General features: G+C 71.9%; 16 protein-coding genes and 1 pseudogene. 11 read left to right on the top strand and 6 right to left on the bottom strand.

What is annotated here, in order from left to right:
• Nucleotides 1-54 precede the first annotated feature (54 nt).
• The 7 genes from MUN78_RS14155 to MUN78_RS14185 all read left to right on the top strand — a co-directional run bounded on the left by MUN78_RS14155 (nt 55) and on the right by MUN78_RS14185 (nt 7830).
• Nucleotides 55-1644: a sugar ABC transporter ATP-binding protein gene (locus MUN78_RS14155; RefSeq protein WP_244727262.1), complete on the top strand. Its 1590-nt coding sequence runs from the start codon at nt 55-57 to the stop codon at nt 1642-1644.
• Entirely contained in the window at nt 1641-2690 is a 1050-nt protein-coding gene (locus MUN78_RS14160; RefSeq protein ID WP_244691741.1) for an ABC transporter permease, read from the top strand. Before MUN78_RS14155 ends, MUN78_RS14160 begins: the two co-directional genes overlap by 4 nt.
• Entirely contained in the window at nt 2687-3751 is a 1065-nt protein-coding gene (locus MUN78_RS14165) for an ABC transporter permease (protein ID WP_244691743.1), read from the top strand. Before MUN78_RS14160 ends, MUN78_RS14165 begins: the two co-directional genes overlap by 4 nt.
• A gap of 73 nt (nt 3752-3824) precedes the next feature.
• Nucleotides 3825-4871 (top strand): rhamnose ABC transporter substrate-binding protein, encoded by a 1047-nt coding sequence (gene rhaS, locus MUN78_RS14170; RefSeq protein WP_244691745.1) that lies wholly within the window; start codon nt 3825-3827, stop codon nt 4869-4871.
• A gap of 161 nt (nt 4872-5032) precedes the next feature.
• The gene (locus MUN78_RS14175) at nt 5033-5419 is read left to right on the top strand and encodes an L-rhamnose mutarotase (protein WP_244691747.1); all 387 of its coding nucleotides are present in this window, start codon (nt 5033-5035) and stop codon (nt 5417-5419) included.
• 12 nt (nt 5420-5431) lie between these two features.
• Nucleotides 5432-6604 (top strand): L-rhamnose isomerase, encoded by a 1173-nt coding sequence (gene rhaI / locus MUN78_RS14180; protein WP_244727264.1) that lies wholly within the window; start codon nt 5432-5434, stop codon nt 6602-6604.
• 224 nt (nt 6605-6828) lie between these two features.
• Complete coding sequence (locus MUN78_RS14185) at nt 6829-7830, top strand: LacI family DNA-binding transcriptional regulator (protein ID WP_244691751.1); 1002 nt, start codon at nt 6829-6831, stop codon at nt 7828-7830.
• Between the two features lie 232 nt (nt 7831-8062).
• Here the strand turns inward: MUN78_RS14185 and MUN78_RS14190 are convergent, their stop codons facing one another.
• The 6 genes from MUN78_RS14190 to MUN78_RS14215 are packed head-to-tail and all read right to left on the bottom strand — an operon-like array spanning nt 8063 to nt 14912.
• Nucleotides 8063-9049, bottom strand: a complete 987-nt coding sequence (locus MUN78_RS14190; RefSeq protein ID WP_244727266.1) for a sugar ABC transporter substrate-binding protein — start codon at nt 9047-9049, stop codon at nt 8063-8065.
• Nucleotides 9046-10101: an ABC transporter permease gene (locus MUN78_RS14195; protein WP_244691755.1), complete on the bottom strand. Its 1056-nt coding sequence runs from the start codon at nt 10099-10101 to the stop codon at nt 9046-9048. The genes MUN78_RS14190 and MUN78_RS14195 overlap by 4 nt, the downstream gene beginning before the upstream one ends.
• Complete coding sequence (locus MUN78_RS14200; protein ID WP_244691757.1) at nt 10098-11117, bottom strand: ABC transporter permease; 1020 nt, start codon at nt 11115-11117, stop codon at nt 10098-10100. Before MUN78_RS14200 ends, MUN78_RS14195 begins: the two co-directional genes overlap by 4 nt.
• Entirely contained in the window at nt 11114-12607 is a 1494-nt protein-coding gene (locus MUN78_RS14205) for a sugar ABC transporter ATP-binding protein (RefSeq protein ID WP_244691759.1), read from the bottom strand. Before MUN78_RS14205 ends, MUN78_RS14200 begins: the two co-directional genes overlap by 4 nt.
• Nucleotides 12604-13656: an aldose 1-epimerase family protein gene (locus MUN78_RS14210; RefSeq protein ID WP_244727267.1), complete on the bottom strand. Its 1053-nt coding sequence runs from the start codon at nt 13654-13656 to the stop codon at nt 12604-12606. Before MUN78_RS14210 ends, MUN78_RS14205 begins: the two co-directional genes overlap by 4 nt.
• A 2-nt stretch (nt 13657-13658) precedes the next feature.
• Complete coding sequence (locus MUN78_RS14215) at nt 13659-14912, bottom strand: cupin domain-containing protein (protein WP_244727269.1); 1254 nt, start codon at nt 14910-14912, stop codon at nt 13659-13661.
• Nucleotides 14913-15827: 915 nt separating this feature from the next.
• On the opposite strand from MUN78_RS14215, the gene MUN78_RS14225 reads away from it, so the two are divergent.
• The 4 genes and pseudogenes from MUN78_RS14225 (at nt 15828) to MUN78_RS14240 (ending at nt 21454) form a co-directional block, all read left to right on the top strand.
• Entirely contained in the window at nt 15828-16589 is a 762-nt protein-coding gene (locus MUN78_RS14225) for a DeoR/GlpR family DNA-binding transcription regulator (protein WP_244727271.1), read from the top strand.
• A 150-nt stretch (nt 16590-16739) separates the two neighbouring features.
• The gene (locus MUN78_RS14230; RefSeq protein WP_244727273.1) at nt 16740-17831 is read left to right on the top strand and encodes a hypothetical protein; all 1092 of its coding nucleotides are present in this window, start codon (nt 16740-16742) and stop codon (nt 17829-17831) included.
• Between the two features lie 118 nt (nt 17832-17949).
• Nucleotides 17950-19988, top strand: a pseudogene (locus tag MUN78_RS14235) (bifunctional aldolase/short-chain dehydrogenase).
• Complete coding sequence (locus MUN78_RS14240; RefSeq protein WP_244727275.1) at nt 19985-21454, top strand: rhamnulokinase; 1470 nt, start codon at nt 19985-19987, stop codon at nt 21452-21454. Before MUN78_RS14235 ends, MUN78_RS14240 begins: the two are co-directional and overlap by 4 nt.
• Nucleotides 21455-21460 lie beyond the last annotated feature (6 nt).

Raw genomic sequence — 21460 nt, forward strand, 5'->3', positions numbered from 1 at the left:
CTCCAGCCCTTCTCTCCCGATTGCCGCGCAGGCGGCAGGAAACCCGTGAGTTCAATGAAGAGATCACCCGCCAGCGAGCCGCTGCTCGAGCTCAGCGGCGTCACCAAGGCCTTCGGCCAGGTCATCGCGCTCCGCGACGGCTGCATCGCCCTGCACCCCGGCTCGATCCACGCGCTCGTCGGCGAGAACGGCGCCGGCAAGTCCACGGTCGTCAAGATCATCGCCGGGCTCTACCGCCGCGACGCCGGTGAGATCCGCCTCGCGGGCGAGCTCGTGGACTTCACGACGACGGCCGAGGCGAAGGCCGCGGGCATCGCGGTCATCTACCAGGAGCCCACGCTCTTCCCCGACCTCTCGGTCACCGAGAACATCTTCATGGGGCGTCAGCCGCGCGGTCGCTTCGGCCGCATCGATCGCGCGCGCATGCACGCCGAGGTCGAGACGCTCTTCGCCCGACTCGGCGTGACGATGGATCCCGACCGCACCGCAGACGGGCTCTCGATCGCCGACCAGCAGATGATCGAGATCGCCAAGGCCATCTCGCTCGACGCGCGCGTGCTCATCATGGACGAGCCGACCGCGGCCCTCTCGGGCATCGAGGTCGACCGCCTCTTCCAGGTCGCCCGCGCACTGCGCGACGAGGGCCGGGCGCTCGTCTTCATCTCCCACCGCTTCGACGAGGTCTTCGACCTCTGCGACACCATCACGGTCATGCGCGACGGCAGCTACGTCTCGACCCGCGACATCGCGGAGACGGATCCCGACGGCGTCGTCGCCGAGATGGTCGGCCGCGAGATTACCGAGCTCTTCCCGAAGCTCGAGGCCGAGATCGGCGCGCCCCTGCTCGAGGTCGAGGGCCTCACGAGCCCCGGGGTCTTCTCCGACATCAGCTTCACGGTGCGCGCCGGGGAGATCGTCGGCCTCGCCGGGCTCGTCGGCGCCGGCCGCAGCGAGGTCGCCCGCGCCGTGTTCGGCGTGGACGGCTACCGCAGCGGCCGCGTGACCCTCGCGGGCAAGCGGGTCCCCAAGGGCAAGCCCACCGCCGCGATGCGCGCCGGCCTCGCGCTCGTCCCCGAGGATCGCCGCAAGCAGGGCCTCGTGCTCGAGGAGAGCGTCGCGCGCAACACCGCCGCCGTCGTCCTCGACTCCATCGCGAAGCTCGGGCTCGTGACGGCCGGCGCGGAGAACCGCGCGGCGCGGCCCTGGTCGGAGCGCCTCGAGGTGAAGACCAACGCGATGAGCACCATCGCGGGCACCCTCTCGGGCGGCAACCAGCAGAAGGTGGTGCTCGGCAAGTGGCTCGCCACGGATCCGCGCGTGCTCATCATCGACGAGCCCACGCGCGGCATCGACGTCGGCACGAAGTCCGAGGTCCACCGGCTGCTCTCGACCCTCGCCCAGCAGGGCATGGGCGTGCTCATGATCTCGAGCGAGCTGCCCGAGGTGCTCGGCATGGCCGACCGCGTCGTGGTGATGCGGGAGGGCAGGATCACGGCGACCATCGACCGCGCGGACGCCACCCAGGAGAACGTCATGCGCGCGGCCACGCAGAGCACCGGATCCGACGATCGCGCCGCGGGCGAGCCCGCTCCGCACTCCGACCACCCCGCGGCCGACCACACCGAGACGGAGCAGCAGGCATGAGCACCACGACCGCGCCGGCCCCGGCGCAGACCCCCGAGCGCCGCAGCGGCTTCGGCACCGCCTTCGGGCGGCTCGCCCGCGCCCGCGAGGCGAGCATCGTCCTCGCGGTCCTCATCGTCGTGCTCGCCGCGACGCTGACGAACCCGAACTTCCTCTTCTCCGCCGACGGCTACCGCGACCTGTGGCTCACGCCCTCGCTCCTCGCGCTCGTCGCCATCGGCCAGGCCGTCGTGCTCATCACGCGCAACGTCGACCTCTCCGTGGGCTCGATCCTCGGGCTGAGCGCCTACCTCACGGGGCGCCTCTTCATCGACCTGCCCGGGCTCCCCATGATCGCCGTGATCCTCATCGCGGTCGTCTTCGGCGGTCTCCTCGGCCTCATCAACGGCGCGCTCGTGGCCTTCGCCAAGGTCCCGGCCCTCGTCATCACCCTCGGCACGATGTACGCCTACCGCGGCATCAACGTATGGTGGACCGGATCCGACCGCATCAACGCCTCCGACATGCCGAAGCCGTTCCTCGCGCTCGGCACCGCGCAGATCCTCACCATCCCGGTGCTCACCATCATCGCGGTCGTCGTGCTCATCGCCGTGGCCTGGTGGATGCGCAACACCCGCGCGGGTCGCGAGTGCTACGCCATCGGCTCCGATCCCGCGGCGGCCGAGCTCTACGGCCTGCCCGTCACGCGGCGCATCCTCACGGCCTTCGTGCTCTCGGGAGCGCTCTCCGGCTTCGCCGGGGTGCTCTACGCCGCGCGCTACGGCACCATCAACTCGCAGGCGGGATCCGGCTGGGAGCTCGACGCGGTCGGAGCCGCCGTCATCGGCGGCGTCGCGATCTTCGGCGGCGTCGGCACCGTCTGGGGCGCCGCGATCGGCGCGGTGCTGCTCATGACCATCAACCGCGTGCTCCCCGTCATCGGGGTGCCCGACTTCTGGCAGCGCGCCGTCGTCGGCGTCCTCATCATCGGCGCGATCGTGCTCGACCGGGTGCTCTCGCTCCGGCAGCACCGAAAACTCATCGAAGGACGGGAGGCGAAGCAATGAGCGCCACGACGACCAGCACCCGCACGACGGGGCTGCGCCCCATCGCGGAGTACGACCGCCCGCTGTGGCAGCGCCTGCTCCTCACCCGGGAGACCGCCATCATCGCGCTCTTCGTGATCGTCGTCGTCGCGGCGGCGGTGATCGTGCCGAACTTCGGCAGCAAGATCACGATGACCTACCTGCTCCTCGACATGTTCCCGGTGCTCATCATCGCCCTCCCCATGACGGCGATCATCGTCACGGGCGAGATCGATCTCTCCGTCGCGAGCGTCGTCGGGCTCTCGAGCGTCCTCACCGGCGTCCTCACCCAGGCGGGCGTGCCCTTCGGGCTCACGATCGTCCTCGCGATCATCGCCGGCGTCCTCTGCGGCGCCGTGAACGGCTTCCTCGTGACGGTGGTCGGCCTGCCGTCGCTCGCCGTGACGATCGGCACCCTGGCCCTCTACCGCGGACTCGCGGTGGGACTGCTCGGCACCACGGCGGTCACCGACTTCCCCGCCTTCTGGACGGACCTCGCCAAGGAGAAGATCGGCTCGACCGGCATCCCGGTCGTCGTGATCCTCTTCATCGTGCTGCTCGCGGCCTTCGCGATCCTGCTGCACTTCACCCGCTTCGGCCGCGGCGTCTTCGCCATCGGCCTCTCCCCCGAGGCCGCGCGCTTCTCGGGCGTGGACGTGGGGCGCACGAAGCTCATCCTCTTCGTCCTCAGCGGCGCCGTCGCGGCGCTCGGCGGCATCTACTACACGCTGCGCTACGGCTCCGCCCGCGGCGACAACGCGACCGGCATGGAGATGCAGGTCATCGCCGCGGTCCTCCTCGGCGGCGTGTCGATCTTCGGCGGCCGCGGCGCCCTCCACGGCGTCGTCGCCGGCGTGCTCCTCATCGGCGTCCTCGGCAGCGCGCTGCGACTCGCGAACGTCACGAGCGACGTGATCAACATCATCACCGGCGTGCTCCTCATCGCCGCGGTCGTCTCCTCGAGCGTGCTCGCCGCGATCCGAAGCCGTCGGAAGTCGACGCGGAAACCCAGACTCGTCGGGACCGGACCGGGCAACGCCTGAGCCACCCGCACCGCCCCACCGAAACCCCCACGCATCACCCACCGCCCCTCGGGGCACGAAAGGAAACAGAACGATGTGGTTCCAGAAGAACACGAAGAAGGCCGGCGCGATCATCGCCCTCGCTGCCAGCGCCGCCCTGGTGCTGTCGGGCTGCTCCAGCAGCGGCGATTCGGGATCGGGCGACGCCGGTTCCGGTGACTCGGGCTCCGGCGCGAGCGTCACCTTCCTGCCGAAGAACCTCGGCAACCCCTACTTCGACACCTCGAGCAAGGGCGGCGAGGCGGCCGTCGAGGAGTTCGGCGGCACCTTCAACGAGGTCGGCCCGGCCGAGGCCACGCCCGACGCGCAGGTCAGCTTCATCAACACGGCCACGCAGCAGGGCGTGGATGCGCTCGCCGTCTCGGCGAACGATCCGCAGGCCATCTGCGACGCGCTCAACGAGGCGCGCGACAACGACGTGAAGGTCGTCACCTTCGACTCCGACACGAACACCGACTGCCGCGACCTCTTCATCAACCAGGCCGACGCCGCCGGCATCGCCCAGGTGCAGGTCGACATGATCACCGAGCAGATTGGCGACAAGGGCCAGATCGCGATCCTCTCGGCCGCGGCCAACGCGACCAACCAGAACGCCTGGATCGACCTCATGAAGGAGGAGCTCGAGGCGAACCACCCGGACGTGGAGCTCGTCGAGGTCGTCTACGGCGACGACGACGACCAGACCTCGTTCGACAAGACCGCGGCCCTGCTGCAGACCTACCCGGAGCTCAAGGGCATCGTCTCGCCGACCACCGTCGGCATCGCCGCGGCGGCGCGCTACCTCTCCACCTCCGACGCGAAGGGCGAGGTCGCGGTCACGGGCCTCGGCACCCCGAACCAGATGCGCGAGTACGTCGAGGACGGCACCGTCACCGAGTTCGCGCTGTGGAACCCCGAGGAGCTCGGCTACCTCACCGCCTACGCCGCGAACGCGCTCGTCGCGGGCGACATCACCGGCGCCGAGGGCGACACCTTCGAGGCCGGCGATCTCGGCGAGTACGAGGTCGGCGCCGACGGCGTTGTCCTGCTCGGCGACCCGTTCCGCTTCAACGCCGAGAACATCGACGACTTCGACTTCTGAGTCGTCCCCGCGGGGCCCGGTCGGGCCCCGCGGGTCCCCCGGCCGCCGCGGACGCCGACCGCTTCCCGGCGCCCGGATCCCTCGTCCGCTCGCGGATCGCCGATCCCGCACTCCGGTCCCGATCCGCGCCCCGATCCCGATCCCCACCCCGAGGAGGACCCGTGCGCGTCTGCTTCCAGATGCAGGTGAAGCCCGATCGCCTCGAGGCCTACACCGCCCACCACGCCGCCGTCTGGCCCGAGATGCTCGAGGCCATCGAGGCCGCCGGCCGCCGCAACTACTCCCTCTTCCTCCGCCCCGACGGCCTGCTCATCGGCTACTACGAGACCGATGACGACGAGGCCGCCCAGCGGGCGCTGGCCGCCGACCCGCGCACCGCCGCGTGGGAGGCCCGCATGGCCGACTACTTCGTCTCCTCCTCCGGGCGTCCGGATCAGGAGGCCCCCAGAATTCCCGAGGTGTTCCACCTCGAAGACCAGCTCGCCCGCCATCGCGCGGGCTCCTCCCGCCGCGGGGATCCCGAGACCGCGGCTGCAGAACCCCGATAGGAAGCGCAGATCATGAGCACCCCCTTGTCCCCCGACTCCCTCGCCGTCCTCGCGCGGCAGGCCATCGAGGTCCCCTCCTGGGCCTACGGCAACTCCGGGACCCGCTTCAAGGTGTTCGGCACGCCGGGCACGCCGCGCGATCCCTTCGAGAAGGTCGCCGACGCCGCCCAGGTGCACCGCTACACCGGCCTCGCCCCCGCCGTGGCCATCCACATCCCGTGGGACAAGGTCGAGGACTACGACGCGCTCACGGGCTACGCGCACGATCAGGGCGTCGCGATCGGCACGGTGAACTCGAACACGTTCCAGGACGACGACTACAAGTTCGGCGCGCTCACCCACGAGGACGCGGCGATCCGGCGCAAGGCGATCGATCACCACTTCGAGTGCATCGACATCATGGGGCGGACCGGCTCGCGCGATCTGAAGATCTGGCTCGCCGAGGGGTCGAACTACCCCGGGCAGGCCGATCTGCGCGGGCGTCAGGATCGCCTCCAGGAGTCCCTGCAGGAGATCTACGCCAGGCTCTCGGGCGATCAGCGCCTGGTGCTCGAGTACAAGTTCTTCGAGCCGGCGTTCTACCACACCGATGTGCCGGACTGGGGCACCTCCTACGCGCAGGTGTCCGCGCTCGGCGAGCGCGCCATGGTGTGCCTCGACACCGGGCACCACGCCCCCGGGACGAACATCGAGTTCATCGTCATGCAGCTGCTGCGCCTCGGCAAGCTCGGCTCCTTCGACTTCAACTCCCGCTTCTACGCCGACGACGACCTCATCGTCGGCGCGGCGGATCCCTTCCAGCTCTTCCGCATCCTCTTCGAGGTGCTCCGCGGCGGCGGGCTCGACGAGGACAGCCCGGTCGCCTTCATGCTCGACCAGTGCCACAACGTCGAGGACAAGATCCCCGGCCAGATCCGCTCGGTGCTCAACGTGCAGGAGATGACGGCGCGCGCGCTGCTCGTGGACCGCGAAGCGCTCGCGACGGCGCAGCGCGCGGGCGACGTGCTCGGCGCGAACGCGATCTTCATGGACGCCTACCAGACTGACGTGCGCCCCGCGCTCGCGGAGTGGCGCGCCTCCCGCGGGCTCCCCGAGGATCCGATGGCGGCCTATGCGGCCTCGGGCTACTTCGAGAAGATCTCCGCGGAGCGGGTCGGCGGCACGCAGGCCAGCTGGGGCGCGTAGCTCCGGCCGACGGGCCGGGCCGGGTAGGGCCGGGCCGGGTCGACTCGGCCCGTCTCCCCCTCGCACGTCAGTCGTTGCGACTTCGCAGGCGATCTACCGACAACTCCTGACGTGCGAGCGGTGAGAAGCGAGCAGGGCGTAGGCCGTTCCTGACGTGCGAGCGGCGGCGCGGGGGATAGTATTGTTCAATGAACCATTCCCGGACCCCGGCGAGGCGCTAGCCCATGGCGACCATCCGTGACGTCGCCCGCCTCGCCGGAGTCTCCTCCGGCACCGTGAGCAATGTGCTCAATCGGCCGTCCTACGTCCGCACGGACACCCGCGAGCGCGTGCTGCAGGCCATCGCCGAGCTCGACTTCGTCCCCGATCAGCGCTCCCGGCAGTTCCGCCCGGGCCGCGCGCGGACGATCGGGATCGCCGTCGCCGAGCTCGGCAACCCCTTCTTCGTGGACGTCGCCCTCGGCGCCGAGGCGGTGTGCCGGGAGCAGGATCTCGGCGTCGTGCTCTGCAACAGCTCGTACGACCCGCAGCTCGAGTCGCAGAACCTCGACCTCCTCGTGCAGCAGCGCGTGCAGGGCATCATCATCTCGCCCGTCGACGAGAAGAGCTCCCGGCTCGACATGCTCAAGGACCGCGGCGTGCCGATGGTCTTCGTCGACCGCGTCGGCGACGACCGCGACGTGTGGTCCGTCGTCATCGACGACCGCGAGGGCGGACGGCTCGGCGCGCGCCACCTCATCGCCGGCGGGCATCGCAGGATCGCCTTCCTCGGGCACCCCCACCGCTCGCCGAAGGTCCGTCTCCGCTACGCGGGCGCGCGCGAGGTCGTCAACCGCTCCGACGGGGACATCACCCTCGAGCTCGTCTCCGCGGCGTCGTGGACCGTCGACGACGGGCGCCGGCTGGGCGCCGCGCTCGCCGCCCGCCCGCGGGACAAGCGCCCGACGGCGGTGCTGTGCGCCAACGACATGCTCGCGCTCGGGCTCGTGCAGGAGCTCCTCGGCGCCGGACTGCGCGTGCCCGAGGACATCGCCGTCGTCGGCTACGACGACATCGCCTGGGCCGAGCTCGGCGCGGTGCCGCTCACGACCATCGCCCAGCCCCGCGAGCTCCTCGGGCGGACCGCGGTCGAGATGATGATGCACCTCATCGATCCCGCAGGGCCGCTCCCCGAGGCGAACCACATCGTGCTCGCCCCGGAGCTCGTCGTGCGCGCCTCGGCCTGAGCGCTCGGCGGCCCCGATCCCGGCCGCGACGCGGGAATGGGATCGAGATCGGGATCGGGAGATCGGGATCGGGAGATCGGGATCGGGAGATCGGGATCGGGAGGGCCGCAGTGCCGCAGGATCCCAGTGCCGTAGGATCCCAGTGCCGCAGGGCCGATGGACGCGAGCGGGGGCGGGGCGCACCGCGTGCGCCCCGCCCCCGCCGATCCGGACTCGGACGGCCGATCCGGACTCAGAAGGCCGGTTCGACGTCCTCGACGTTCTCCGCCGTGACGACGGTGAGGGGGATCGGGATCCGCGCCTCGACCTGCTCGCCCGCGGCCGCCTGCAGGATCGTCTCGAGCGCGAGCTTGCCGTCCTCGACCGGCGACTGCACGATCGTCGCGTAGAACTGGCCGTCACGGATCGAGTCGAAGGCGTCCTGCTGGCCGTTGATGCCCACGATCGGCGGGATCGCCCCGGGGTCCTTCCCCGCCTCGGCCCAGGCGTCGATGAAGCCGCGGGCCATCGTGTCGTCGTTCGCGTAGACGCCGTCGATGTCGTCGCCGAACCGCGTGATGAGGTCGCGGCTCGCGACGAGCGCCTTCTGCTGATCGAAGTCGGCGTTCACCGTCTGCAGCACCTCGATCCCGGAACCGAGCTCCTCGAGCTGCTCCGTGAAGCCGTCGGTGCGGCCGATGCTCGTGCCGTTGCCCGCCTGGCCGGCGATGATGACGACGCCGCCCTCGCCGCCGAGCGCCTCGTCCATGGCCTCGGCGGAGAGCACGCCCTCCTCGTAGACGTCGGGTCCGGTGAAGCTCGCCACGAGCTCGAGCGCCTCGTCGTCCATGGGCGAGTTGATGAGCACCACGGGGATGCCCGCGGTCTGCGCCTGGATGAGCCCGGGGATGTACGCCTGCGGGTCGAGCGGCCACAGCACGATGCCGTCAGGACTGCGCCCGATGCAGGTGGTGAGCTGCTCGGTGCCGGTCTGCACGTCGAAGTCCTGGCTGAGCATGGTGACCTTGGCGCCGGCCTCATCGGCCGCGGCCTGGAACGCCTCGTTCGCGGGCGTCGCGTAGGCGTGCGACTCGGCCGCCGTGATGTAGCAGATCTCCTTGCCGGCGCCGTCGGCGGCGGCGCCCTCGGAGGCGGCGGGCGCGCCGCCCGAGCCGGAGCAGGAGGCGAGGAGCAGCGCGGCGGCGAGCGCCACGCCTCCGGTGAGTGCCTTCGTGATCATGCGGGTGTCCTTTCGGTTTCCTGGGGGTGTTCGGCGCCGCTCTGCGATGAGAGGCGCCGCAGCAGCGCGGCGGGTGAGACGTCGGTGCCGCGTCGGGCATGGGTGAGTCGGTCGAGCAGGATGAGGAGGAGCAGGATCGCGCCGGTCACGATGTCCTGCACGTAGGCGGGGATGCTCTGGTACTCCATCGCGGTGGTGAGCGCCGCGAGGGTGAGCAGCCCGCCGAGGGTGCCGAGCGCCGAGCCGATCCCGCCCTCGAGCCGGGTGCCGCCGATCACCACGGCGGCGATCGCGGTGAGCACGATCGTGTCGCCGAACACCGGGGAGCCGGTGTTCGAGGCGATCCCGAAGGTCACCCCGGCGATCCCGGCCATGAGCCCGCTGAAGACGAAGGCGCCGAACAGGTACCAGCGCGAGCGGATGCCGCTCGCCGCCGCGCTCGTGGCGTTGCTGCCGACCGCGAAGAGGTTGCGCCCGGAGACCATGCGCGTGAGCCACACGTGCAGCAGCAGGATCAGCACGACGAAGATGAAGACCCGAGTCGAGAGGGTGCCGAGCACGGGCTGGGTCAGCGGAATGCCGAAGAACGGGTCGATGCCGCTGACCGGCCGCGAGTCCGTGATGAGGTGGCAGACGGCGCGGAAGAGCAGCATGGAGGCGAGCGTGGCCACGAGCGAGTTGATCCGCAGGATCACCACGAGCACCCCGTTCACGCAGCCCGCCAGCAGGCCGACGCCGAGCCCGACGAACGCCGCGGGGATCTGCCCGAGCGGCTCCTGCAGACCGACCGCGGCGATCCCGGAGAGCGCGAGGATCGCGCCGCCGGAGAGATCGAGCTGGCCGGCGATGAGCACGACCGTGAGCCCGATGGCGATGAGGCCCATGGTGGCCACGCGGTCGATGCCGAGGCTGAGCGTGCGGGCGTCGAAGAAGCCGGGGACGAAGGTCGCGGCGATGACGAGCGTCGCGGCGAGGATCACGATGACCCGGTAGCGCACGAGCCCGAGCAGCGCCAGGCTCCAGCCGCCCCGGGGCGAGGCTGCGGTGCTCATGACCGGCCTCCCTTCCGTCGGAGGTAGATGTCGAGGGAGACCGCTCCGACGATGAGCAGTCCCTTGGCGATCCCCTGCACCGCGGTGGGCACGCCCTGCAGCACGAGGATGTTGTTGAGCAGGGCGACGAACAGCAGGCCGCCGAGCGCGCGGGGGATGCTCCCGGAGCCGCCGAGCAGACTGATGCCGCCCACGACGACCGCGGTGATGGCATCGAACTCGTAGCCCACGCCGATCGCTGGCCGCGCGGTCTGCAGGGTGATCCCGAGCAGCGCCCCCGCCAGGCCGCTGAGCGCCCCGGTCATCACGAAGGCCGTCGCCCGGGTGCGCGCCAGCGGCACAGCGCTCGCGCGCGTCGCATCGGGGTTGCTGCCGGCGGCGTACACCCACCGGCCGAGCACGGTCCGCGAGAGCACGAGATGCCCGAGCAGCGCGACGACGAGGAAGATGATGACGATGACGGGGATGCCGAGCACCCGGCCGTTGATGAAGGCCTGCGCCGCCGGGTCCGAGCCGTAGACGATCACCCCGCCCACGCTCCACTGCGCGATGCCGAGCACGATCGTGCTGACCCCGAGCGTCGTGATCACGGGGTTGATGCGGGCGTAGCCGATGAGCAGGCCGTTGACCGCCCCCGCCGCGCAGGCGGCCAGGATGCCGACGAGCGCGGCGGGGAAGGTGCCAATGGCCGGCTGCAGCCCGAGCGTGAGGATCGCGCCCACGGCGACCGTCGCCGGCACCGAGAGGTCGGCGAGCCCGCGCGTGATGAACACGAAGGTCATGCCCACGACGATCACGCCGAGGATCGAGATGTTGATGAGGACGTTGACGAGGTTGCCGATCGAGAGGAAGCGATCGGAGAGCAGGGCGCCGATGACGAGCAGCAGCACGATGCCCACGGGCATGCCGATGAGCGGGCCGAGGCGCGCGCCCAGCTTGGCGCGGGTCACCCGGCTCGTGCCCGGCACGCCCGTGGCGGTCGTGTCGAGTCTCGTGTCCAGCTTCGCGTCGCTCATGCGCGCACCGCCTCTCCGGTCGCCGCGTGCATCACCGCGGCCTCGTCGGCTTCCGATCGGTCGAGTTCCGCCGAGACGCGCCCCTCGTGGAGCACGTAGATCCGGTCGCTCACCGCGAGCACCTCGGGGAGCTCGGAGGAGATCAGCAGGATCGCGGTGCCCGCGGCGGCGAGCTCGCCGATGATCTCGTGGATGTCGGCCTTCGCGCCGACGTCGACGCCGCGCGTCGGCTCGTCGAGGATGAGCACGCGCGGCCGCGCCGCGAGCCACTTGGCGATGACGACCTTCTGCTGGTTGCCGCCGCTCAGGGTGTCGACGGCGCGCTCGATGACCGGCGGCGAGACGCCGAGCGTCTCGACCTGCGTACGGGCCATCGTGCGCTCCCGGCCGCGGGAGATCCAGCCCGCCGTCGAGAGCCCGCCGAGCACCGGCAGCGCGATGTTGTCCTTGATGGAGGCCGACGGCACGATGCCGTCGCGCTTGCGGTCCTCGGGCACGTAGGCGATCCCCGCCGCGACGCCCTGGGCGGGCGTGCGCGCGGCGACGGGCGCCCCGTCAACGCGCACCTCGCCCGACTGGGCGCGGTCGAGGCCGAAGACGGCGCGGGCGACCTCCGTGCGGCCGGCGCCGACGAGGCCGGCGAGCCCGACGATCTCGCCGGCGCGCACGCGCAGGGAGACATCGGCGAACGCCCCGGGCCGCGTCAGTCCGTCGACCTCGAGGACGGTCTCCCCGATCGGCACCTCGCGCTTCGGGAAGATGTCGGTGAGATCGCGTCCCACCATGAGCCGGATCATCTCGCCCGCCGTGAGTCCCTCGGCCGCCCGCGTCTCGATCTGCCTGCCGTCGCGGAGCACCGTGACCTGGTCGGCGAGATCGAGCACCTCGCGCAGGCGGTGGCTGATGTAGATGATGGCGATGCCGTCCGCCCGCATGCGGCGCACGATGTGGAAGAGCGCCTGCGCCTCGTGCTCGCTGAGGGACGAGGTCGGCTCGTCGAGCACGATGATGCTCGGCCGTTGCGCATACGCCTTCGCGATCTCCACGATCTGCTGCTGGCTCACCGTGAGCGACCCGAGGACGGCGCCGGGGTCGATGCGCGCGTCGAAGGCCTCGAGCACGCTCGTGGCGGCCTCCGTGAGGGCGCGACGGCGCACGAAGCCGAGCCGTGCGGGCGTCGATCCGAGCATGATGTTCTCGGCCACCGTGAGGTCGGGGACGAGATTGAGCTCCTGGTAGACCATGCCGATGCCGCGCTTGCGGGCGTCGATCGGCCCGGCGATGCGCGTGCGCTCGCCGTTCAGGCTGATGGATCCCTCGTCCGGTTGGTACACGCCGGCGAGGATCTTCATCAGCGTCGACTTGCCCGCGCCGTTCTCGCCGACGATCGCGTGCACCTCGCCCGCGCGGGCGACGAGGTCGACGTCGGCGAGCGCCCGGATGCCGGGGAACGACTTCGAGATGCCCCGCATCTCCAGAGCCGCGTTCATGCGGCACCTCCCGTCTCGGCCGAGGCGCCCTGGCGGCTCGGCCCGCAATGGAACTCGATTCGGTATGCGACGCTCTCGCCCGGGCCGAGCTCGGGCAGCACGCCCGCCTCTCGGGCTGCGGCCCGGCCGCGGCTCCAGTCGACGTTCGTGGGCTCGAGGCCGAGGACGTACTGGCCCTCGCCGAGCATCTTCCACTGGTGGAGCGCCGGGAGCGTCTCCGCGTCGAACCGCACGGCGACGCGCAGATCGCGGGCGGCGTTGTCGAGGGAGACCTCGGCGGTGCCGGCGCCCGTGAAGTCGTGCTTGAACACCTGCTCGGCAGCGCCCGGCACGGGCCCCGTGATCTCGAACCACCGCGCGAGACCGCGCTCGGCATCGGCGTCTCGGGGGGAGACGGAGCTCGACGGGATCTCGAGGACGGCCCCGTCGTCGAGGAGCGGCCAGCCGAGGTTCGCGTGGTAGAGCACCATGTGCCCGGTGGACGCGTCCGAGGCGTTCGTCACGCGATCCTCGACCACGATCGCAGCGCCGCCGAGCGGCACCGACACCCGCCGATGCAGCACGAGGTGCTCGCCGTGCACGGCGGCCTGGCGCACCTCGGCCTCGACCACGAGCTCGGCGTCCGTCACCTGGGCGCGGGTGACGACCGCCGGCACGGCGCCGATGCGGCCGTGCATGGGATAGTCGACGCCGGCATCGGTGCTCGGCGGGCCGTAGGCGTCCAGGCCGCAGGTCGCGAGGAGCCCGCCGCCGAAGCCGCGGAGCCAGTCCGTGCCGGCATCGCTCGTCAGGCCCGGGGCGGTGAAGCCCGTGGGCGAGTGCCAGGCGATCGGGACGCCGCGGTAGCTCGCCGCGCCGATGTCGAGCGCCCGGTCGGGCAGCAGCTCCACCGTGAGCCCGCCGCCGGACGTCAGCACGGTACGCCGGGATCCGCGGCCGGGGCCCTGCATCACCTCGTACTCGTCGATGCGGGCGAGCTGCGCGGGCGCGCCGACGCGCCGCCTCGCCTCGGCGAGCGGGCGCCCGTAGAGCTCGGGGTCCTCGGCCACGGTCAGATCCCCAGCTCGCCGCGCTCGGCGGCGAGCTGCCGGTTGCCCGGGCCGAAGTGCTTGAGCATCACGAGGTCGTCGGTCGCGGAGGTGTTGACCACGCGCACGCCATCGGCCGCGGCGCCCGCGGTGACGAAGAACTCGTCGCTCGAGAACTGGCCGTAGCGGATGCTCGAGATGGCCGCGATGTGGGCGTCCCCGATCGTGCCGTGGCCGGCGACGGCGATGAGGCCGTGCGCGTCGCGGTCGGCGATCGTGACCGATCCCCCGGGCGCGACGGTGAGCTCCTTCGCGCTGAAGGCCTCGGAGCGGTAGGTGATCCAGCGCTCCACGTACTCGGGCGAGCCCGCCCGGCTCTCGAGCGTCTCGACGGGCGGGGTGAAGCGGTGGCTCCAGAACTCGGGATCGACGTTGAGGTCCCAGTCCGCCAGATCGACGATGAAGTCGAGATCGCCGACCCGGTCCTCCGGCACGTCCTTCCACATGAGCTCGTCGGGGACCTCGCGGTTGTTCGACCACGACTCCGTCATGGCGAAGACGTCGCAGGCCGCCTGCGGCTCGTAGGTGCACATGCTCGCGGGGGCGTGGAGCACCCCGGCGGGCACGTCCCATCCGGTGCCCGGCGTGATGCGGTAGGCCTTCGAGAGGTCGGTGATGCGGTTGTCGCCGCCGCGCAGGAAGGCCTCGAGCCGATCCCGCAGCTGCTCCCGCGTGGTCTCGGGGTGCAGCCCGAAGAAGGTGTAGGGGAACTGGCCGCCGTGATTGTTCATCTGCGGCGGGAAGTAGTAGGCCTCGGGCTTGCCCGGCTTGCCGACGAGCGCCGCGTGCTCGTCGCGGTGGTGGATGTGGAAGGGCAGGGGGAACTCGTTGTCGAAGAACTTCGAGTACATCGGCCAGAGGCCGTGCGAGGCCCACAACGCGCCGATCGCGTCGCCCTGCGCGTGCGCGATGAGCTCGTCGAGCGGGATGACGCCGCCCTCGGGATCGCGGACGAGGCTGAGCCCCTCGAAGGGGTCGGTGCGCGGGCCGTTCTCGGCCCGGATCGCGCTCGCGAGCCAGCGCTCGTCGATGCCGCCGCGCTCCTTGCCGAGCGGGAAGTAGTCGTCGGGGTGCAGCCTGATGCGCCGGCCCGGGGTGCAGAACGCGCGGGGCACCCAGGTGGGCGCGAGGCGCAGCACCCCGCCCGCATGGTTCATCGCGCGTTCGATCGCGGCTTCGGAACTCGTCACGCCTGCGTAAGGGCCGGCCTGTGCCATCTCGGTCACTCCTTCGTGGTGGTGCGGTGTGCGCGTCCGCGATACTTCGCGCCGCGAACGGATGCGCTCGCGAGGCTGCGCGCCGCGATCGATCGTCAAACTGGTTCAATGAACCTCGAATGTTTCATTGAAACTACCAGCCCGTGACGATTCGCACAACCACTCCCTCGAGCGAGACGCAATCGTTATCTGGAGGACACGCGCCCCGCGTTGCCTGGAGGTGCGGGGCCTCGGCACGGCTCGGGCGTCGGGTCCGCGATCGCGATCCCCGACGCCGGCGGCGGACGCCGCCCGCGTCCCCCGTGCCCGCGGGGAGCGCAGCCGCGCTCCCGAGCGATCAATGAAGCGGTGCGCGCCGGCTTCGCTGCCCGCGCCCGCGCTCGCCCCGCTCCTCGCCTCCGCTCGCGCTCGCCCCCAACGGCGCTCGTCCCCCACCCCGCCCGCCCTCGCCCCGCCCGCCCCCACACCCCGCTTCGCACGTCAGTCGTTGCGACTTCCCGGGCGATCAACCCACAACTCCTGACGTGCGAAGGAATCGCCGGGGAGGGCGCGTCCGGATTCGACTCTCCCCACCACCTCTCACGCCCCCACCCCCTCTGACGCCCCCACCCCCGCTCGCCCCCTCACCCTGCCTCGCACGTCAGTCGTTGCGACTTCCCGGGCGATCTACCCACAACTCCTGGCGTGCGAACGGTGGGCGGCCGGCGGCGACCACGCCTGACGTGCGAACGCGGGGTGGGATGGGGAGGGCGGGGTGAAACGAGGAGGGCGGGGCCAGACGGGGAGGGCAGGCGGGGCGAGACGGGGAAGGCGGGGGCGGCGGGAGGCGGGAAGCGGCGAGCGCGACGGACCGCCGGATCACGCGCCCGCCCGGGGATCACTGCGCGTCACCGCACTTCACTACACTTCAGGATCATGGCGGTGAACGGCAGCATCGACGGCGAACGACGCCGCAGGGAGCTCGTCGAGCTCGTTCGCGAGTCGGGCGAGCTCTCGATCGAGCGGGCGGCGGCACGCTTCGAGGTGTCATCGATGACGATCCGGCGGGACCTCGAAACGCTCGAGATCGATGGACTCCTCCGCCGGGTCCGCGGGGGCGCCGTCGCGTCGCCGGTGCCGCGCAGCCACGACGATCGGCTCGCCACGCGGGCCGCGGCCAAGCGGGTGATCGCCCGCAAGGCCCTCGCGCTCGTGCCGCGCACGGGGACGATCGCGCTCGACGCCTCGACCACGGTGCAGGGGCTCGCCGAGTCCCTCGGGGATCGCGACGGGCTGGCCGCGTGCACGAACTCGGTGCAGACCTTCGAGGCGCTCGCCCGCGTGCCCGGCCTCGACGCGCAGCTCACGGGCGGCAGTCACGAGCCCGTGACGGGCAGCCTCGTCGGGCCGATCGCGAATGCCGGTGCGGGGCTGCTGCTCACCCGGGTCTTCTTCGCCTCCGCCGACGCCCTGCATCCGGTGCTCGGCACGTCGGAGGCCTCCCTCGCGGAGGCCGAGGTGAAGCGGCATCTCGCCGCGGCGGCGGATCGCACCGTGCTGTGCATCGACTCCTCGAAGCTCGGCAAGCGCTCGACGGGGGCGGCGCTCGACCTCGCGGAGATCGCGACGCTCATCACCGAGCTCGACCCGGACGACGACCGGCTCGACCCGTATCGCGCACACGTCGAGCTCCTCTGAGCTCGGCGCGGGTCGGGATCGGGACTCCGCGTCCCGCACCGGCGCCCTGACCCCCACCCAGCGCCGGATCGCCCGTGCGGCCTCGGCGTTCGCGTACGGTGGAAGGCGCGGCGGGGCATCCGTCGCCCCGCCACGGCCCGAAGGACACGCATGGAACGCCCTGCCCGGATCCGCCCGCTCGTCACCCGTACCGCGATCGCCGCACTCGTCGCCTGCGCGGCGCTCGGCCTCGCCGGATGCGGCGAACGGCCGGAGACCGCCCCGACGCCGACCGCGACGGCGGACCCGCAGCCGGAGCCCGAGACCGAGGTCATCGAGCTCGCCCCCTACGACGACGATGGCGCCCTCTCCGAGGGGTGGACGCTCGACGAGAGCCCGCTCGACGGCGGTGCGGCCCCGTCCGACTGCCGAGCATCCGAGTACGGCACGGGCGAGAACACCGTGAGCTGCGGCCCCACGGCCGCTGCGCTCCCGGCCTGCTGGCTCACGGAGACCGCGACGCGCATCGCCTGCCTCGACGTCGCCGCTCCGGAGGAGCAGACGCTGCGTCTGATCCCCCTGGACGGCCCCGCGCCCGCGACCACGGAGCCCGTGGAGGAGCCGCGTCCGCTCTGGCTCGAGCTCACCGACGGTTCCGTCTACAGCGCGGTCTCCGGCGGCGCCTTCTCGCCGCCGGCCGGCTACCTCGTCGGCTACGTCCTGGTCTCCGCCGGCGACGGCGCCGCGGGCGATGCGAACGCCGATACACCGAACGAACTGCTCGTCCCGGACGACGGATCGCACCCGCTGATCGACACCGACGCGGCGCTCTGGAACGTCGTCACCGGTACGGACGGGGCCGAGGGCACCTCGACGGCGCAGGTCTCCCGCGCCTGGTTCCTCGCGGGGCGCGAGCTGCCCGCGGCCGGCGAGGACGGGGGCGCGGGCGGAGGCACCGCGGCCGAGCCGACCGTCGAGGACGCGAACGGCCGCTGGTGCCCCACCCCCGAGAGCTTCGGCGGCGGCTGCCTGACCGTGGCGGCGCCCACCGTGAGCCACGAGACCGGCGGCACGAGCACGATCATGAGCAGCTGGCCACAGGACGGCGGACTCGGCATCGCCCTGGAGGGCGCCCCGCTCGGAGTGCTGCTCCCCGCGGGCGTCGCGGCACCGGATCTGACCGGCTATCCCGGGGCGGATCTGCCGGATCAGGACCGCATCTGGAACAGCCAGACCGGGGAGCTGCTGCTGCGCGCCGACTGAGCGGGATCCCCCGCCCGCGGCTCCCGCCCGCATCTTGCCCAGGATGTTATGTCATGTTAGATTCACACGAAAGAACATTCCTCGAATCGCGGATCCCGCACCCACCCCAGGAGACTCCATGAGCCGCAGCGTCGCAGTCGACGAACTCATCACCCGATCGAACCGCCTCGGCGCCGACAAGAAGAACACGAACTTCGCGGGGGCAACACCTCGGCGAAGGGCGTCGCCGCCGATCCCGTGACCGGCGACGACGTCGAGCTCATGTGGGTGAAGGGCTCGGGCGGCGACCTCGGCACGCTGACCGAGACCGGACTCGCCGCGCTCCGCGTCGACCGGCTGCGGGCCCTGACCGGCGTCTACCCCGGCATCGAGCGCGAGGACGAGATGGTCGCCGCGCTCGACTACTGCCTGCACGGCACGGGCGGAGCCGCCCCGTCGATCGACACGGCCATGCACGGGCTCGTCGACGCCGCGCACGTCGACCACCTCCACCCCGACTCCGGGATCGCGATCGCCACGGCGGCCGACGGCGAGGCGCTCACCGCGAAGATCTTCGGCGACCGCGTCGTCTGGGTGCCCTGGCGCCGCCCCGGCTTCCAGCTCGGCCTCGACATCGCCGCGATCAAGGCGGAGCACCCCGAGGCCATCGGCTGCATCCTCGGCGGGCACGGCATCACCGCCTGGGGCGACACGAGCGAGGAGTGCGAGCGCCACTCGCTCTGGATCATCGACACCGCGGCGGCGTACATCGCCGAGCACGGCGCCGCCGAGCCCTTCGGCGCGGTCGTCGACGGCTTCGCCCCGCTCCCCGCCGAGGAGCGCCGCAGCCGGGCCGCGGCCCTCGCCCCCGTGCTGCGCGGCATCGCCTCCCACGACAGGCCGATGGTGGGCCACTTCTCCGACGACGCGGCGGTGCTCGACTTCCTCTCCCGCGAGAAGCTCGCCCCGCTCGCCGCGCTCGGCACGAGCTGCCCCGACCACTTCCTGCGCACCAAGGTGAAGCCGATGGTGCTCGACCTCCCCGCGACCGCGACGCTCGAGGAGCAGATCGACCGCCTGCGCAAGCTGCACGAGGCCTACCGCGCGGACTACCGGGCCTACTACGAGGCGCACGCCGACGCCGCGAGCCCGGCGATGCGCGGCGCAGATCCGCTCATCGTCCTCGTGCCCGGCGTGGGGATGTTCAGCTACGGCGCGAACAAGCAGACCGCCCGGGTCGCCGGCGAGTTCTACCTCAACGCGATCAACGTGATGCGCGGCGCCGAGGCCCTGTCGAGCTACGCCCCGATCAGCGACGCGGAGAAGTTCCGCATCGAGTACTGGGCGCTCGAGGAGGCGAAGCTGCAGCGGCTCCCGAAGCCGAAGTCGCACCAGGGCAGGATCGCCTTCGTCACCGGCGCGGCCTCGGGCATCGGCAAGGCCATCGCCACGCGCCTCGCGGCCGAGGGCGCGTGCGTCGTCGTCGCCGACCTCGACCTGGAGAAGGCGCAGGCCGCGGCGGCCGAGCTCGGCGGCACCGACGTCGCGGTCGGCGTCGCGGCGAACGTCGCCGACGCCGCGGCGGTCCAGGCCGCGATGGACGCGGCCGTGCTCGCGTTCGGCGGCATCGACCTCGTGGTGAACAACGCCGGGCTCTCCCTCTCGAAGCCGCTGCTCGAGACGACCGAGGCGGACTGGAACCTGCAGCACGATGTGATGGCGAAGGGCTCCTTCCTCGTGTCCCAGGCCGCGGCCCGCGCGATGATCGCCCAGGGCATGGGCGGCGACGTCATCTACATCTCCTCGAAGAACAGCGTCTTCGCCGGCCCGAACAACATCGCCTACTCGGCGACGAAGGCCGATCAGGCGCACCAGGTCCGCCTGCTCGCGGTCGAGCTCGGCGAGCACGGCATCCGCGTCAACGGCATCAACCCCGACGGCGTCGTTCGGGGATCCGGCATCTTCGCCTCGGGCTGGGGCGCGAACCGCGCCGCGACCTACGGGGTGAAGGAGGAGGATCTCGGCCAGTTCTACGCGAACCGCACGATCCTCAAGCGGGAGGTCGTCCCCGAGAACGTCGCCGACGCCGTGTACGTGCTCACCGGCCCCGAGCTCAGCCGCACCACCGGCCTCCACATCCCCGTCGACTCCGGCGTCGCCGCCGCGTTCCTGCGATGACGGATCCGGCAGCCACGGACGGCGCGGGCGCGGCCCGCGCCGTCGCCGCCGTCGACCTCGGCGCGACGAGCGGGCGCGTGATCCTCGGTCGCATCGTCGACGGCCCGGGCGGCGCCGAGCTGCGCATGCAGCACGTCGCGCGCTTCGCCAACGATCCGGTGCGCACGCCCGACGGGCTGCACTGGAACCTGCTCGAGCTGTACCGGCAGGCCCTCCAGGGTCTCGCCGCCGCCGAGCGCGCGCACCCCGGGGAGATCGCCTCGATCGGGATCGACTCCTGGGCCGTGGACTACGGCCTGCTGCGCGACGGCCGCCTCCTGGGCGTCCCCTTCCACTACCGGGACGCGCGCACCGCGGCCGGGGTCGCCGCGGTGCGCAGCCGCATCCCGGCCGAGGAGCTCTACGCCCGCAACGGCCTCCAGCACCTGGACTTCAACACCGTCTTCCAGCTCGCGGCCGAGGGCGAGTTCCTCGAGCTCGCCGACGAGCTGCTGCTGATCCCCGACCTGCTGAACTCCTGGCTCACCGGGGTCTCCGCCGCGGAGCGCAGCAACGCCTCCACGACGGGCCTGCTCGATCCGCGCAGCGGCGAGTGGGACCGCGAGCTCGCGGCCCGCGCCGGGGTGCCGGATCGGCTGCTGCCGCCCCTGATCGACGCCGGCACCCGGCTCGGCCCGCTCACCGGAGACGCCGAGTCCGCGGTCGGCCGCGGGATCGACGTGATCGCGGTCGCCTCGCACGACACCGCCTCGGCCGTCGCCGCGGTGCCGGCCACGCGCCCCGATTTCGCCTACATCTCCTGCGGCACCTGGGGGCTCGTCGGGCTCGAGCTCGACGCCCCGGTGCTCACGGAGGAGGCGCGGCTCGCGAACTTCACGAACGAGGGCGGGATCGGCGGCACGACGCGATTCCTCCACAACGTCATGGGCATGTGGCTGTTCTCCGAGTCCCTGCGGGCCTGGGAACCCGATGCGACGGACGCGCAGCGCTCGAGCCTGCTCGTCGAACTGCTCGGCGCCGCCGCCGAGGTGACCGGCCCGATCCCGGTCTTCGACGCGAACGATCCCGCGTTCATGCCGCCAGGCGACCTCCCCGGCCGCATCGTCGCGTGGTTCCGGGAGCGCGGCGAGCGCGCCCCCGAGAGCCGCGCCGAGATCTTCCGCTCCATCGTCGAGAGCCTCGCGCTCGCCTTCACGGAGGCGGTGCGGACCGCCTCGCGGCTGGCAGACCGTCCGGTGTCCGTGATCCACGTCGTCGGCGGCGGCTCCCAGAACGCGCTCCTCTGCCAGCGGCTCGCCGACCGTTCGGGGCTCGAGGTCCTCGCGGGCCCCGTCGAGGCCACCGCGATGGGCAATCTGCTCGTCCAGGCCCAGGCCCTGGGTCTCATCCCCGACGAGCCGGGGGCGCTCCGCGCCGTCGTCGCCCGATCCTCCTCCCCCATCCGCTACACCCCCGCATCGCGTTAGGTCTCC

The sequence above is a fragment of the Leucobacter allii genome (assembly GCF_022919155.1).
GTDB lineage: Bacteria > Actinomycetota > Actinomycetes > Actinomycetales > Microbacteriaceae > Leucobacter > Leucobacter allii.

What these genes read in the sequence shown, in the direction of transcription:
- MUN78_RS14200 (WP_244691757.1), bottom strand. Translation starts at nt 11,117, where the DNA reads ATGAGCGACGCGAAGCTGGACACGAGACTCGACACGACCGCCACGGGC.
- MUN78_RS14155 (WP_244727262.1), top strand. Translation starts at nt 55, where the DNA reads ATGAAGAGATCACCCGCCAGCGAGCCGCTGCTCGAGCTCAGCGGCGTC.
- MUN78_RS14160 (WP_244691741.1), top strand. Translation starts at nt 1,641, where the DNA reads ATGAGCACCACGACCGCGCCGGCCCCGGCGCAGACCCCCGAGCGCCGC.
- MUN78_RS14240 (WP_244727275.1), top strand. Translation starts at nt 19,985, where the DNA reads ATGACGGATCCGGCAGCCACGGACGGCGCGGGCGCGGCCCGCGCCGTC.
- MUN78_RS14185 (WP_244691751.1), top strand. Translation starts at nt 6,829, where the DNA reads ATGGCGACCATCCGTGACGTCGCCCGCCTCGCCGGAGTCTCCTCCGGC.
- MUN78_RS14165 (WP_244691743.1), top strand. Translation starts at nt 2,687, where the DNA reads ATGAGCGCCACGACGACCAGCACCCGCACGACGGGGCTGCGCCCCATC.
- MUN78_RS14205 (WP_244691759.1), bottom strand. Translation starts at nt 12,607, where the DNA reads ATGAACGCGGCTCTGGAGATGCGGGGCATCTCGAAGTCGTTCCCCGGC.
- MUN78_RS14225 (WP_244727271.1), top strand. Translation starts at nt 15,828, where the DNA reads ATGGCGGTGAACGGCAGCATCGACGGCGAACGACGCCGCAGGGAGCTC.
- MUN78_RS14195 (WP_244691755.1), bottom strand. Translation starts at nt 10,101, where the DNA reads ATGAGCACCGCAGCCTCGCCCCGGGGCGGCTGGAGCCTGGCGCTGCTC.
- MUN78_RS14190 (WP_244727266.1), bottom strand. Translation starts at nt 9,049, where the DNA reads ATGATCACGAAGGCACTCACCGGAGGCGTGGCGCTCGCCGCCGCGCTG.
- MUN78_RS14230 (WP_244727273.1), top strand. Translation starts at nt 16,740, where the DNA reads ATGGAACGCCCTGCCCGGATCCGCCCGCTCGTCACCCGTACCGCGATC.
- MUN78_RS14215 (WP_244727269.1), bottom strand. Translation starts at nt 14,912, where the DNA reads ATGGCACAGGCCGGCCCTTACGCAGGCGTGACGAGTTCCGAAGCCGCG.
- rhaI (WP_244727264.1), top strand. Translation starts at nt 5,432, where the DNA reads ATGAGCACCCCCTTGTCCCCCGACTCCCTCGCCGTCCTCGCGCGGCAG.
- rhaS (WP_244691745.1), top strand. Translation starts at nt 3,825, where the DNA reads ATGTGGTTCCAGAAGAACACGAAGAAGGCCGGCGCGATCATCGCCCTC.